The following is a 12,907-nucleotide window of genomic DNA, read 5'->3' on the forward strand; positions in this document are numbered from 1 at the left end:
GGTGCGCAGGATGCTATCCGTACAAGTGACCGTACGCACCGTGAGGGACGGAAAACCTTGCTGACGCCTGCGGGTGGCAGCGCTTCAGCGGGTCCCGTTCGCCGCGAACTTCGCGACCGAGGCGACGTTCTCCTTGGTGACGAACGCGGGGCCGGTGAGCACGGGAGCGGTCCCGCCGCCGCTGAAGTTGCCGTTGGAGTGGTAGAGCCAGAGCGAGTCCACGGCCAGATAGCCCTGGAGATAGGGCTGCTGATCCACCGCGAACTGCACATCCCCGTTCTGCACGGACTTCACCAGACCGCTGTTGAGGTCGAAGGTGGCGACCTGGGCCTTGCTGCCCGCGGCCTTCACCGACTTCACCGCGGCGAGCGCGAACTGCGCGCCCAGCATGACGACTTCGTCGACGCTCGGGTCCTGGCGCAGTTTGGCCGTGACGGCGGCGCCCACCGCGTCCATGTCGGTGCCGTTCACATAGAGCAGGTCGGTCTCGCCGCCGAACGTCTTCTTCACCCCGGCGCAGCGGGCCTCCAGGGCGATGTTGCCCTGTTCGTGGATGACACACAGGGCGTGCTTGGCCTTGAGCTCGTCCAGTTTGTCGCCGGTGGCCCGGCCCGCGACGCTCTCGTCCTGGCCGAAGTACTCCAGCAGGCCCTCGGACTTCCAGGCGTCGATCCCGGAGTTGAGACCGACCACCGGTATCCCCGCCGCCTTGGCCGCGCTGACCGCGCTCTGCATCGCCTCCGGCTTGGCCAGCGTCAGCGCGATGCCGTCCACCCGGTCGCGGATCGCGTCCCGCACCAGGCTCGCTTGGGCGGCGGCCTCGGAGTCGCTCGCGTACGTGAGGTCGATGTTGTCCTTGGTGGCCGCCGCCTGTGCGCCCTTGCGCACCAGTTCCCAGAACGCGTCTCCGCGGGCGCCGTGGGTGATCAGGGCGACCTTGATCCGGCCGGTGCCCGCCTTGCCCGCCGAGGCGTCGCTCGTGTCGTTCGAGCCGCCGGAGCCGGAGCAGCCGGCGGCGAGCAGACAGGCCGCGGTGACGGCGGCGACAAGGGCGGCGCGGTGCGGGGATCCGGGGAAGTGGTGAGGTGTGGGGGACATGTTCATGGGTGCGGCACCTCGCTGTGCGGCCCAGCGGCGGGTCGATGAGAGTGAGATCGGTGCGATGTCGGGATGTTGTGCACCGACTGTCGTACTTTCGTTGGGCCGGAGCCAATCGTGTGTCACACTCGGCCGTCAAGTGAGCGGGCATATGCCGGAGGTGGCCGACGCCGGGGCGTCGTCGCCGCATCGTCACTAGTTGGACGCGTGATGAGCGAGTTGGGTGGTATCGCACCTTCCGCATGGGGCACGGATGTTCAATGATGGTGCGCGGGCCTGCCGTTGGCGGACTGTTGCGTTCACACGGGGGATGACGAACGGGGGAGGACGAGATGACGCGTGAGGTTTCCGCTGTCCGTGCCGTGCTGCGTACGGGAGTGACGGGCGCCGCGGTCGTCGGCCTGTCGGCCATGTCGCTGGTCGCCGGGACCGCGTACGCGACTCCGTCCGGCCCCGGTGTCACCGCGACGGTGCTTTACCGGACCACCGTGGGGAACACGGACTACACGCTTCGGGAGATCACCATCCCGCCCGGCCAGAGCACCGGTTGGCACTACCACGACGGTCCCCTCTACGGCCTCGTGAAGAAGGGCACCCTGAGCCACTTCGACGCCACCTGCGCGCAGGACGGCTCCTACCCGGCCGGCCGTACGATCACCGAACCCCCGGGTCCCGCCCATGTGCACATCGGCCGCAACGAGGGCTCGGTCCCCGTCGTCCTGGACGTGCTGTACGTCCTGCCCCACGGCTCGCCGTTCTCGGAGGACGCGCCCAACCCGGGCTGCGACTTCCAGTAGCGCCCGACAGGCCCCAGGGCGCGATCACTCGAACGGCAGTGCCTGTTCGGCCCAGATCGTCTTTCCGGTGCCGGTGGTGCGGGTGCCCCAGCGGTCGGTGAGCTGGGCGACGAGGAGCAGCCCGCGCCCGCCCTCGTCGAAGGTGCGGGCCCGGCGCAGATGGGGTGAGGTGCTGCTGGCGTCGGAGACCTCGCAGATGAGGGTGCGGTCGCGGATGAGCCGGAGCTGGATGGGCGCGCCGCCGTAGCGGATGGCGTTGGTGACCAGTTCGCTGACGACGAGTTCGGTGACGAACGCGACCTCCTCGAGCCCCCAGCGGGCCAGCTGCTCGGTCGCGTACTGCCGGGCGGTGGCGACCTCCGCCGGATCGGCGGGCAGGTCCCACACCGCCACCTCGTCGCTGTCCAGGGTGCGGGTGCGGGCGAGCAGCAGGGCCACGTCGTCCTTGGGGTGCTTCGGCAGCAGCACCTGGAGCACGTTGTCGCAGGCCTCGTCCAGATTTCCGGCGGGGACCGTCAGCGCGCTGCACAGCACAGCCGTGCCCGCGTCGGCGTCGAGGTGACGGGCCTCGAAGAGACCGTCGGTGTAGAGGGCGAGGACGGTGCCTTCCGGCAGGTGCAGCTCGGTGGCCTCGAAGGGGAGCCCGCCCACGCCGAGCATCGGTCCCGCGCTCACCTCGACGACCTTCACGGTGCCGTCCGGGAACAGCACGGCGGGCGGCGGGTGCCCGGCCGTGGCGACGGAGCAGTGCCCGGAGACCGGGTCGTACACCGCGTACAGACAGGTGGCGCCGATCTCCGCGCCCGTCGGGCTCTCGTCGGCCGCCAGATGTCCGACCAGGTCGTCGAGGTGGGTGAGCAGCTCCTCCGGGGGCAGGTCGACGTCGGCCAGCGTCCATACCGCCGTACGGAGCCGGCCCATCGTGACGGAGGCGTGGATGCCGTGCCCGACGACATCGCCGACGACGAGCGCCACCCGGGTCCCGGACAGCGGGATCACATCGAACCAGTCGCCGCCGACGCCCGCCCGCGACAGCGCCGGAAGGTAGCGCGAGGCGAACTCGACCGCCGCCTGTCCCGCCATCGCCTGGGGCAGCAGACTGCGCTGGAGGGCCACGGCGGTCGTGCGCTCCTTGGCGTACCGGCGGGCGTTGTCCACGCAGACGGCCGTGCGGCTGGCCAGCTCCTGGGCCAGCGACACGTCGTCCTGGTCGAAGGGGTCCGGGCTCTCGGCGGTGAGCAGCCGCACGAAGACCGCCACCCCCAGCGTCGTACCGCGTGCCACCAGCGGTACCGCCATCAGTGAGAAGTCCCGGCGGTCCGCCTGGTGCGGTCTGCCGGCCTGGGCGCCGCGCCGGCTGAGCCATCCGTCGACGTCCGGGTCGCCGGTCCTGGTGAGCACCGCGTGCCCGGTGACCAGGGCGCGGACCGGTGGGGAGGAGGACGGGTAGACCTCTGCCGCGCCCAGGTCGATCGCCGCTTCATGCACCCCGGCGGTACGGGAGTGGTGCGCGACCCGGCGCAGCTCCACATCGGCTTCCACCGGGCCGCCGGTGGGCTCCTCGCCCTCGACCACCGAGTCCAGCAGGTCCACGCTCACGAAGTCGGCCAGCTCGGGCACCGCCAGCTGGGCCAGCTCACGGGCGGTGTGGATCACGTCCAGCGTCGTACCGATGGCGGCGGCGGACTTGCTCAGCAGGGCGAGCCGCTGCCGGGCCCGGTACTGCTCGGTGCTGTCGTAACCGGCCAGCGAGACGCCGAGCAACTGTCCGGAGGGGGCCCGCAGCGGCCACATCTCGATGTTCCAGGCGTGCATACGCAGTCCGGAGGGAGCCCTGGTCCAGCTCTCGTAGTGGACGGGGCGGCCGGTCTCGACCACCTGGCGCAGATGGTTGAAGAAGCCGCGGCTGTGCTCCGCGTTCTCGACGGTGTCCGGAAAGTAGCGGTACAGGACCTCGGCCTCCTGGACGCCCATGATCCGGCAGGCGGTGTCGTTCATCCGCAGATAGCGCTGTTCGGTGTCGAAGACCGACATCGACACCGACGCCTGCTTGAACGCCAGCTCTCCCAGGTCGCGGCCCCGCCCGTCCGGCGCCGCGGTGATCACGTATCCGGCCGGCGCCCCCTCCCGGCCCTGGAGCGGGTACGCCCGCAGGGCCAGCTCGGTCCGCCGCCCGTCCTGGCGCCGTACGGCCACCACACCGTGGCCGCCGTTCGCCCGCAGCGCCCGCCAGGCCTCGTCCGGGTCCCCGTCCAGCAGGTCCGACACCGGTCGGCCGGTGACCTCCGCCGCGGCGTACCCGGTCAGCAGCTGCGCGCCCTCGCTCCAGCCGGTCACGACTCCGTGCGCGTCGACCACCACCATGGCGTCACCGGCCGTGGTTGCCCGCCCAGCATCGCCCGGGATTTTCACCATATGCACAAGGATGATGTGATACGGCAGCCACATCAACCCGGGAGTGGGCCGGAATCCGGTCCAGGAAGGGTCGCTCGGCAGCCGCAGGGGGTTTCAGGGGTGCGGGCCGGGGTGCCGGCCGCACCACTGCATCACGGCCGCCGCCCGGCCGACCGCATCTCCCGAGGACTCACCCCGTACCGCTGCCGAAACGCCGTACTCAGCGCACTCGCCGAGGAGAACCCCGAGGCGAAGGCCAGATCGGTGATGGTCAGGTGCTCGCAGTCGCCGCACTGGAGGCGCTCACGCACCAGCCGCAGCCGCTCCTCGCGGATGAGGTCGCGCGGAGTGGTGCCGGCGCGCTGCAGGGCCAGCTGGATCTGACGCAGGGACCAGCCGAGCGCGTGCGCCATGGACGTACCGGTGAGACCCGGGTCGGCGGCGTGTTCACGGACGTGGCGGCGGACCATTGCCTCCACGTCGGTGAGTTGGCCCGCCCCGTCGGGCCGGTCGTCGCCCAGGGTGAGCATGCACAGCAGCTCGACGACGCGGTCGGAGACGGCGTTGAAGTGCGGGTCGGTGAGGTGGTCCCGCTCCGCGTGCAGGTCGCCGATCATGGAGCTCACCACCCGGCCGAGCCCCCTGCTCAGATCGAGCCCGGTGGCCAGCGGCGACTTGCGGTTCAGCGGGCCGTCCATCTCGCGCGCGGGAATGGTGAGGACGAACGCGTGCGTCGAGGCGTCCTGGAGGCATTCGAAGGGTGCCCCGAAACTGACGAGGGTGCCGGTGCCCGGTGTCAGCCGGGCCTCCTGGCCGTCCTGCCGCAACACGATCTCCCCGCTGAGCGGCAGCAGTAATCGGTAGTCCTCGTCGGGGTCCTGGCGGACCTGGCGGGCGGTCCTGCTGTACGCGACCTCGTCCGACCAGAACTTGACGAGCTGATAGCGCTCGGTGCGCTGGCGGACCGTCGCGCCATGGAAGTCGTCGGTGCGCGCGTACCGGTAGTTCATTCTGGCCTGGTAGGGCCCGACGTGCTCGCTCCAGAAGTCGGCCCGCTCGCGCGGCTCCACCTCCGCGGTCGTCCGTGTTTCCACGATGTAGCTTTCCGCGGGCAATGACACCCTCAACTCCCGTGCAGCGAGCGGTAGTTACTCCATGTCAGCCTAATGCATACAGTCCGTGCGCCCCACGGCAACTTCCTTGCGCGCGACGGCAAGCGCTTGTAGCGGCAGGCGGCTAGGGTCGTGCGACCCGTCAACTTGCATATGCCATTGAGGACTTCATGACCGAACGGATACCGGAGGCGGCGTTCTGGTGCCTGGCCGTCGGACTGCTCGCCGTCATCGTGCTGCTGGTGCGCCAGCGGGGGATCACGGGACGGCAGCGCGGCCGGAGCGCCGAGCTCGCGGACGCGCTGCGGGCCCGGGACGAGGAGCTGCGCCATCTGGTCGCGGTCCGCCTGCCCTCGCTCGAAAGCGCCCCGCACCAGCCCGCCTCCGCGACGGGTCACCCCCTCTCCGCGCCAGGTCAGCCCCTGCCCGCGCCACGTCAGCCTCTGCCCGCGGCCGGTTCGTCCCCGCCCGCACCGTCCCTCCCCGCCGTGGGCCTCCTCGACGCGCGGCTGGCCGACACCGACTTCGCGAAGTGTCTCGACGGTCTCCTGGAGCGGTTCTCCGACGCCGTGCGGCACGCACAGACCCGCGCCGACCAGTCCGCGAAGGCCGCCCTCAAGGCGTCGATGCGCTCCATCCAGGCCCTCGCCAACGAGCAGCAGGTGTCCATCTCGGAGATGCAGGACCGCCACGACCACCCCGACGTGCTGCGCGACCTGCTCGAGATCGACCACACCAACGCCCAGTTCGGCCGTCGCGCGCAGGCCATCGCCGTACTGTGCGGCTCCTGGCCCGGTCGCCAACGGGCCACCTCACCGCTCATCGAGGTGGTCCGCGGCGCGACCTCCCGCATCCGCGACTACCGGCGCATCCGCATCAACGGACAGGCCGACATCGCCGTCGAGAGCCGGGCCGTCGAACCGGTCGTCCTCGCCGTCGCCGAGCTCCTGGACAACGCCGCGCGCCACTCGCAGCCCAACACCACGGTCGAGGTCAGCGTCCAGGCGGTGCACAACGGCGCCGTCGTGGTCATCGACGACGCGGGCGTCGGCATGGACAGCCGCGGGTCCGAGCACGCCGCCGCGCTGCTGACCGGCCGCCGCGCGGTGGACGTCACCCGCCTCGACGACCCGCCCCAGTTCGGCTTCGCCGTCATCGGCGTCCTCGCCACCCGCTACGGGTTCAGCGTCTCCGTGGACACCCGCTCCCCGTACGGCGGCGTGCGCGCCGTGGTCTTCGTACCGGCCGCGCTGCTCACCCACGCCGACCCGGTCCAGGAACCCCCGCCGCCGAGGGAACCGGCGCGCACGCCCCGTCGTACGGCCCGGACGAGCGGGCCCGCGGAGGCGACGACCGCCGGCGGACTGCCCAAGCGGCGCCGCCGCGCACCCGTGTCCCCGCCCGCCGCCGAACAGCCTCCGGCGGCCCCGGGCGAACCAGCCGCACCAGTCGCATCGGCCGCATCGGCCGCATCGGCCGAGGAGAGCGTGGGCCGCTCCGCGGAGGAGAACGCCCGGCGCATGGGCGCGTTCGCGCGCGGCACCCGCTCCGCGCGGGCCGAGCAGGACACCGCACCCTCCTCACCCACCGCGGCCGAAACCCCCCACGACACCGAAGCCCCCCACGAATCCGAAGGGAACACACAGGGATGATCGCGCCCATGACCAACGAGCTGGGGTGGATGCTCGACGAGGTCCTGAAGATGCCGGAGGCGCGACACGCCATCCTGCTGTCCGCCGACGGCATGCTCCGGGCCCACTCCGCGGACATCGGCCGCGACGACGCCGAGCGGCTGGCCGCGGGCCTGTCCGGGGTGCAGTCGATCAGCCGCAGCACCGCCGAGTTCTGCGGCAGCGCGACCGCGCCGTGGCGCCAGACCCTGATCGAGTTCGCGCACGGGTACGTCTTCCTCGTCGCCGCCGGGCAGGGCGCCCACCTCGCGGTGTCCACCGGCGAGAACGTGGACATGGAGGCGGTCACCTACCGCATGCACAAGTTGGTGGACCGGCTCGGCAAGGAGCTGACCAGCCCGGCCCGGCAGGACACCGGCAGCCCGGCATGACGCCCGGGCGCCGACCGGGCGGGAGGCTGGTGCGGTCGTACGTCGTCACGGACGGCCGCGCCCACCCCTCCCGCAACACCCTCGACCTCGTCACCCTGCTGATCGCCGCCGACGACCTGCCGCTGACGGGGCTGAACCCGGAGAAGCGCCGGCTGATGGAGCTGTGCCGGCCCGGAGCGCTGTCGGTCGCCGAGGTGGCCGGTCATCTGGAACTCCCGGTCAGCGTCACCAAAGTACTGATCGCCGACCTCATGGACAGCGGTCACCTCGTCACCCGGGCGCCGGTACCGGCCGCCCGTCTCACCGACGCCCGCATCCTCCAGGAGGTACTGGATGGGCTCCGCGCCCGCCTCTGACGACGTCCACCTCGGCCCGGGCGTGCGCACCGCGGTCAAACTCCTGATCGTGGGCCACTTCGCGGTCGGCAAGACCACGTTCGTCGGCGCGCTCTCCGAGATCCGGCCGCTGCGCACCGAGGAGGTGATGACCGAGGCGGGCGCACGCGTCGACGACCTCGCCGGTTCGAGGGAGAAGACGACCACCACCGTCGCCCTCGACTTCGGCCGCCTCACCCTCAGCGACGCTTTGGTGCTCTACCTCTTCGGCACGCCCGGACAGCACCGCTTCACCGAACTCTGGAAGGACATGACCAGCGGAGCGCTCGGCGCGCTGGTGCTGGCCGACACCCGGCGGCTGTCCGAGTCCTTCGACGTCATGGGCGTACTGGAGGAGCTGGGCTTGCCGTACGCCGTCGCTCTCAACGACTTCGACGCCGCCTCCGCGGCGCACGACCTGGACGAGGTGCGCGAGGCCCTCGACCTGCTGCCCTCGACCCCGCTCGTGCGCTGCGACGCCCGCGACCGGGTCTCGTCCACCGAGGCGCTGATCGCCCTCGTCGAGTACCTGATGACCCGCAGCGGCGAACTGGAGCCCGTGTGACCTCCGAACCACCACCGCCCGGCTGCCCGGCGCACGAGCCGCTGTACGGGCCCGGGTTCGCGGCCGACCCCGCCGCCGTCTACCGGCGGCTGCGTACGGTGGGACCGACCGCGCCCGTCGAGCTCGCACCCGGCGTCAGAGCCACCCTCGTCACCTCCTACGACGCGGCCCTGCACGTCCTGCGCAGTCCGGAGACCTTCTCCAAGGACCCCCGCCGCTGGCGCGACCTCGCCGACGGGACCGTCCCGCCGGACAGTCCGGTCGTGCCGATGATGATGTACCGGCCCAACGCGCTGTTCACCGACGGCGAGCAGCACGAGAGGCTGCGCGGCGCGATCACCGACAGCCTCGCGCTCGTCGATCCGAACACCCTGCGCGGCTATGTGGAGCGCAGCGCCGACACCCTCATCGACCGCTTCGCGCCGCTCGGCACCGCGGATCTGCTCGGCGAGTACGCGCAGGTCCTGCCGCTGCTGGTCTTCAACCACCTCTTCGGCTGCCCGGCCGAGTACGGGGTCCGGCTGGTCGAGGGCATGTCCGGGATCTTCGACGGGGTGGACGCGGAGAAGGCCGACGAACTGCTGACCAGCACCCTGCTCGACCTGGTCGCGCTGAAGCGGGGCAACCCCGGCCAGGACATGACGTCCTGGCTGATGGCGCACCCCGCGGGCCTCACCGACGAGGAGATGATCCACACCCTCGTGGTGCTGATGGGCGCCGGCACCGAACCCCAGCAGAACCTGATCGCGAACAGCCTGCGGCTGCTGCTGTCCGACGAACGGTTCGCGGGCGATCTGTCCGGCGGTAGCCTCCCGGTGGAGGACGCCCTCGACGAGGTGCTGTGGACCGATCCGCCGATCGCCAACTACGCCGTGCACTATCCGCTGCACGACGTCGTGTACGAGGGAGCGGTGCTGCGCGCGGGTGATCCGCTGGTCGTCAGTCTCGCCGCGGCCAACACCGATCCCGCCCTGACGGCCGATCAGCGGGCGGGCAACCGGGCCCACTTGGCGTGGAGTGCGGGACCCCACAACTGCCCGGCACAGAGCCCGGCCCGGCTGATCGCGACGGCCGCGGTGGAGAAGCTCCTCGACCGTCTCCCCGATGTCGAACTGGGTTTGCCGGTAGGGGAGTTGGCCTGGCGGCCCGGCCCGTTCCACCGCGCGCTGGCGGCGCTGCCCGTACGTTTCCCGCCCACCGCGACGGTCCAACGGCCCGAAGGCGAGCGCCAGTCGTACGCGAGCCCCCTCCCGGCTCTCGTGACCGAGCCCCCCACCCCCGAACCCGACCACCCGCGAAGCGGCTGGACCCGACTCCTGTCCTGGTGGCGCGGCGAGTGAGCGCCGGACTCTAACGGATCCGGGCGGGCAGGGTGCGGTGGCCGTTGGAGATGAAGGAGTCCACCGGCTCCAGATCCGATGCCGGTGCGGCGAGTCGGAGGTCGGGGAAGCGGTCGAACAGGGCGGGGAGGGCGATGCGGGCCTCCAGGCGGCCCAGTGGGGCGCCGAGGCAGCGGTGTACACCGTGTCCGAAGGCCAGGTGCTCCTTGTCCGCCCGGGTGACGTCGAAGAGGTCGGCGTCCTTGCCGTAGCGCTCGGGATCGCGTCCTGCGGCGGCGTACGCGGCGAGGATCGCCTCGCCCCGGCCGATCACCGTGCCGTCCGGACCGCCCAGTTCGGCGAGGTCGAGGTCCTCCACGGCGTAGCGCAGCGGCAGGCTCGCGACGGGCGCCTCGACCCGCAGGGTCTCCTCGATCAGGTCGTCCCAGGTGGCGCGTCCGGCGCGGAGGTGCCCGAGCTGCTCGGGGTGGGTGAGCAGGGCGTGCACGGCGTTGTCGATGAGGTTGACCGTGGTCTCGTGACCGGCGCTGACCATCAGGACCAGCGTGTCGAGCAGCTCCTGCTCGCTCAGCCGCCCGTCGCCCTCGTCGCGGGACGCGATGAGGCCGGAGGTCAAGTCGTCGCCGGGCGACTCCCGCTTCTCGGCGACCAGTTCACCCAGTACGGCGTACAGCCTGGCGTAGTTGCCCGTCACCTCCTCGGGTTGCGCGGAGGTGTGGAAGATGCTGTCCACCAGGTCCCTGAGGTCCGCCCGCTTGTCCTCGGGCAGTCCGAAGAGCTCGCTGATCACCCGGATGGGGATCGGATAGCAGAACTCCTCGCGCAGATCGACGACTTCGCCGCGCTCGCCAGCCTCGGCGATGCGGTCGAGGAGGCCGGAGGTGATCTCCTCGATCCTGGGCTGCAGCGCGGCCGTGCGGCGGGCCGTGAACGCCGTGGAGACGAGGGTCCGCAGCCGCCTGTGGTCGCCGCCGTACGCGGTGAACATGTTCTGCACCGCGACCCAGGTGAACAGTGGCCACTCGGGGGAGATCTCCCCGTTGATCCAGGCGGGCCAGTGCCGGCGCGGGTCCTTGGACACCCGTGGGTCCAGGAGCAGCCGTTTGAGCAGCTCGGGGCTGCTGATCGCCCAGGCCTCGACGCCACCGGGCAGGGCGACCCGGGTCGCCGGTCCGCGCGCGCGGATGCGGGCGGCTTCCGCGTGGATGTCACGGCCCGTCGCGTCCACCACCAAGGGGCTTCGGTTGCCCGTCAAGGGACTAGGGGTTCCCATCGGAAGCCTCCCTGGCGCTCGGACGTCAGTACGGCGCGTCACGCTACGCGAGGGTGGCGTTCCCCGACGCGACCGTCCGGTATCCACTGCGTGCGAGGGCAAAATCCCTGCGCGTACGAGCAAGTTGGGGGACAGCCCGCCTCCTGGAGCCGTACCGTCACAGCTCCCGCCCCGGCCGCCCATTGCTCTGAGCCCGGCCGGGGCGGACCCCTTCCGTTTCGTTTTCCCTACGCCTCGGTCGCCATCTGCTGCCGGCGGCGCCTGCGCAGCAGACGTCGCTTGCGCGGCTCCTGGTGGGGAAGCCAGCCGAAGGCCAGGCAACTGCCGGTCGCTCCGAGGAGGAGGCCGATGAAGAAGCCGCCGAGGTTGGAGGTGAGCCAGGTGCCGAGGGAGAGGAGGATGCCGAGCAGGGAGTAGAAGAGGCGCTGCGTCGGGTTGAAGAGGATCAGCAGACCGCACAGGATCATGACCGTCGGCAGCAGATAGCCCGCCATGCCCTGCATCCCGATGTGCATGACGACCTTCAGGGACGCCTTCTCGGTGAGGAGGATCTCCGCCCCGCCCAGGGTGAGCAGCAGCCCGCCCCAGAAGGGGCGGTCCGCACGCCACTGCCGGAAGCCGGACCGCAGATCCCGGACGGCCGACATCAGCAGCCCGAGTCGCTGAAGCGGAGCTTGAGACCGGGGAGCTTGAACACCGCCGCGGTGGTGGCGTAGTTGGTCTGCCGCAGGTTCCCGATGTGGACGGTGTCGGCCTGCTGGCTGAAGACGCCCTTGTTCCCCTGGACCCCGGCCTTGTCGAGCGTGCTCGCGTCGTTGCCGATCTCGATGTTGTTGAAGGCCGCGTCGCCCGACAGCTCGGTCGAGTCGGTCGTCAGATTGGTCGCCTGGACCTTGTCCGTGCCGCCGCCCGCGGTGATGACCAGGTTCGTACCGCCCAGGTCGACGCTCTGGCACAGCTTGGTGAGCGTCGCGTTCTTGATCGCGGAGGTGATGACGAGGACCTGGCCGCCGGTGTCGCCGGCGTTCGGGCTGCCGTCGGCCATGTTGTCGAGGTTGCCGAACTGCTCGAAGCCGGTGCCGTTGAGTTCGGTCGCCGTGACGGTGAACGGCATGCCGGAGATGGCGAACTGCACCCCCAGAGCGCCCTGGGCGGTGAGGATCATCAGTCCCGCGGCGACCGCGGTGGCAGGCACCGCCATCACCGCGGCGCGGCGCAGGCGGACCCGCCCACGTCTGCCGGAACCGCTTTCGTTCTCGGGGGTCGAATCGGTGGACGCCGTGGCGTCCGAGGACGAGGCCATGTTCTGCTCCCTGGACATAGACATGCAGGTGGGGCTTCAACGGGCACGTTGTCCTGGCGCGGACAGCGGCTGCCGCGCACGCCTCCTCACAACTCCCGGTGGTCGCAAGGGCTTTCTCGTTACGCAGCAGTAGCCGACGTGGAAGTTACCGGGGGTTACATTCGTGGGTCAAGAGACTTGTGGCAAAGGGATGTTGATTGTGTGCCACCTGTGGAGACCCGGCCGCGCTGACCTCGTACGCGGTCCCGTGACGACCTCGTGGCCGGGTCCCCGAACGCCTCCCGCTTGGAACGTGTGGACCCTCAACTTCCTTACTATGCCTTGACGTTGACCATTCATCAGGTCTAGAACTCTGCATGGTTTCCCTTGGATCCGTGGCGCCGGATCCGATGCGCGGCACGTACGCCACCTCCTGGACCCCCCGGCTCCTCGCGGGGCGGCCGTGGCATGTCTGAACGTGCGGTGCGCTCCAACGCCGAAACCACCTCCCCCCGCGGCACCGGCACGGCACTTTCCCCCTGAGCCGTGTCCGGTCGCCCGGCTTCCGCTGCCGGTCCGTGACGTAAGGAGAAGGCGTCTCGGACCGGCA

12 protein-coding genes are annotated in these 12,907 nt (G+C 70.9%); 6 read left to right on the forward strand and 6 right to left on the reverse strand.

Annotation, left to right across the window (positions count from 1 at the left end; translation table 11 throughout):
* Nucleotides 1-84: 84 nt before the first annotated feature.
* Nucleotides 85-1,104, reverse strand: a complete 1,020-nt coding sequence (locus tag OG798_RS38770; protein WP_120985589.1) for a substrate-binding domain-containing protein — start codon at nucleotides 1,102-1,104, stop codon at nucleotides 85-87.
* 326 nt (nucleotides 1,105-1,430) lie between these two features.
* On the opposite strand from OG798_RS38770, the gene OG798_RS38775 reads away from it, so the two are divergent.
* The gene (locus OG798_RS38775) at nucleotides 1,431-1,895 is read left to right on the forward strand and encodes a cupin (protein ID WP_097224513.1); all 465 of its coding nucleotides are present in this window, start codon (nucleotides 1,431-1,433) and stop codon (nucleotides 1,893-1,895) included.
* A gap of 24 nt (nucleotides 1,896-1,919) precedes the next feature.
* On the opposite strand, the gene OG798_RS38780 is transcribed toward OG798_RS38775, so the two are convergent.
* Complete coding sequence (locus tag OG798_RS38780) at nucleotides 1,920-4,310, reverse strand: SpoIIE family protein phosphatase (protein ID WP_120985590.1); 2,391 nt, start codon at nucleotides 4,308-4,310, stop codon at nucleotides 1,920-1,922.
* Between the two features lie 131 nt (nucleotides 4,311-4,441).
* On the reverse strand, nucleotides 4,442-5,404 hold the full coding sequence (locus tag OG798_RS38785; RefSeq protein WP_095852074.1) for an AraC family transcriptional regulator: 963 nt from the start codon (nucleotides 5,402-5,404) through the stop codon (nucleotides 4,442-4,444).
* 167 nt (nucleotides 5,405-5,571) lie between these two features.
* On the opposite strand from OG798_RS38785, the gene OG798_RS38790 reads away from it, so the two are divergent.
* The 5 genes from OG798_RS38790 to OG798_RS38810 are packed head-to-tail and all read left to right on the forward strand — an operon-like array spanning nucleotide 5,572 to nucleotide 9,742.
* Nucleotides 5,572-7,053 carry an ATP-binding protein gene (locus OG798_RS38790; RefSeq protein WP_121414745.1) on the forward strand — a complete coding sequence of 494 codons (1,482 nt, stop codon included), beginning with the start codon at nucleotides 5,572-5,574 and terminating at the stop codon, nucleotides 7,051-7,053.
* Complete coding sequence (locus OG798_RS38795) at nucleotides 7,050-7,463, forward strand: roadblock/LC7 domain-containing protein (RefSeq protein WP_095852073.1); 414 nt, start codon at nucleotides 7,050-7,052, stop codon at nucleotides 7,461-7,463. The genes OG798_RS38790 and OG798_RS38795 overlap by 4 nt, the downstream gene beginning before the upstream one ends.
* Nucleotides 7,460-7,819 carry a DUF742 domain-containing protein gene (locus OG798_RS38800; protein ID WP_067375888.1) on the forward strand — a complete coding sequence of 120 codons (360 nt, stop codon included), beginning with the start codon at nucleotides 7,460-7,462 and terminating at the stop codon, nucleotides 7,817-7,819. Before OG798_RS38795 ends, OG798_RS38800 begins: the two co-directional genes overlap by 4 nt.
* Nucleotides 7,797-8,402 carry a GTP-binding protein gene (locus OG798_RS38805; RefSeq protein WP_120985597.1) on the forward strand — a complete coding sequence of 202 codons (606 nt, stop codon included), beginning with the start codon at nucleotides 7,797-7,799 and terminating at the stop codon, nucleotides 8,400-8,402. The genes OG798_RS38800 and OG798_RS38805 overlap by 23 nt, the downstream gene beginning before the upstream one ends.
* Entirely contained in the window at nucleotides 8,399-9,742 is a 1,344-nt protein-coding gene (locus tag OG798_RS38810) for a cytochrome P450 (RefSeq protein WP_328758476.1), read from the forward strand. The genes OG798_RS38805 and OG798_RS38810 overlap by 4 nt, the downstream gene beginning before the upstream one ends.
* A gap of 10 nt (nucleotides 9,743-9,752) precedes the next feature.
* On the opposite strand, the gene OG798_RS38815 is transcribed toward OG798_RS38810, so the two are convergent.
* The 3 genes from OG798_RS38815 to OG798_RS38825 all read right to left on the reverse strand — a co-directional run bounded on the left by OG798_RS38815 (nucleotide 9,753) and on the right by OG798_RS38825 (nucleotide 12,318).
* On the reverse strand, nucleotides 9,753-11,015 hold the full coding sequence (locus tag OG798_RS38815; RefSeq protein ID WP_095852071.1) for a cytochrome P450 family protein: 1,263 nt from the start codon (nucleotides 11,013-11,015) through the stop codon (nucleotides 9,753-9,755).
* A 227-nt stretch (nucleotides 11,016-11,242) separates the two neighbouring features.
* The gene (locus tag OG798_RS38820) at nucleotides 11,243-11,662 is read right to left on the reverse strand and encodes a DUF6114 domain-containing protein (protein ID WP_095852070.1); all 420 of its coding nucleotides are present in this window, start codon (nucleotides 11,660-11,662) and stop codon (nucleotides 11,243-11,245) included.
* A complete protein-coding gene (locus OG798_RS38825; RefSeq protein ID WP_054236784.1) occupies nucleotides 11,662-12,318 on the reverse strand; it encodes a DUF6230 family protein in 657 nt (218 codons plus the stop codon). The genes OG798_RS38820 and OG798_RS38825 overlap by 1 nt, the downstream gene beginning before the upstream one ends.
* Nucleotides 12,319-12,907: the final 589 nt, after the last annotated feature.

The sequence above is a fragment of the Streptomyces sp. NBC_00271 genome, assembly GCF_036178845.1.
Taxonomy (GTDB): domain Bacteria; phylum Actinomycetota; class Actinomycetes; order Streptomycetales; family Streptomycetaceae; genus Streptomyces.

What these genes read in the sequence shown, in the direction of transcription:
- OG798_RS38770 (WP_120985589.1), bottom strand. Translation starts at nt 1,104, where the DNA reads ATGAACATGTCCCCCACACCTCACCACTTCCCCGGATCCCCGCACCGC.
- OG798_RS38775 (WP_097224513.1), top strand. Translation starts at nt 1,431, where the DNA reads ATGACGCGTGAGGTTTCCGCTGTCCGTGCCGTGCTGCGTACGGGAGTG.
- OG798_RS38780 (WP_120985590.1), bottom strand. Translation starts at nt 4,310, where the DNA reads ATGGTGAAAATCCCGGGCGATGCTGGGCGGGCAACCACGGCCGGTGAC.
- OG798_RS38790 (WP_121414745.1), top strand. Translation starts at nt 5,572, where the DNA reads ATGACCGAACGGATACCGGAGGCGGCGTTCTGGTGCCTGGCCGTCGGA.
- OG798_RS38795 (WP_095852073.1), top strand. Translation starts at nt 7,050, where the DNA reads ATGATCGCGCCCATGACCAACGAGCTGGGGTGGATGCTCGACGAGGTC.
- OG798_RS38800 (WP_067375888.1), top strand. Translation starts at nt 7,460, where the DNA reads ATGACGCCCGGGCGCCGACCGGGCGGGAGGCTGGTGCGGTCGTACGTC.
- OG798_RS38805 (WP_120985597.1), top strand. Translation starts at nt 7,797, where the DNA reads ATGGGCTCCGCGCCCGCCTCTGACGACGTCCACCTCGGCCCGGGCGTG.
- OG798_RS38815 (WP_095852071.1), bottom strand. Translation starts at nt 11,015, where the DNA reads ATGGGAACCCCTAGTCCCTTGACGGGCAACCGAAGCCCCTTGGTGGTG.
- OG798_RS38820 (WP_095852070.1), bottom strand. Translation starts at nt 11,662, where the DNA reads ATGTCGGCCGTCCGGGATCTGCGGTCCGGCTTCCGGCAGTGGCGTGCG.
- OG798_RS38825 (WP_054236784.1), bottom strand. Translation starts at nt 12,318, where the DNA reads ATGGCCTCGTCCTCGGACGCCACGGCGTCCACCGATTCGACCCCCGAG.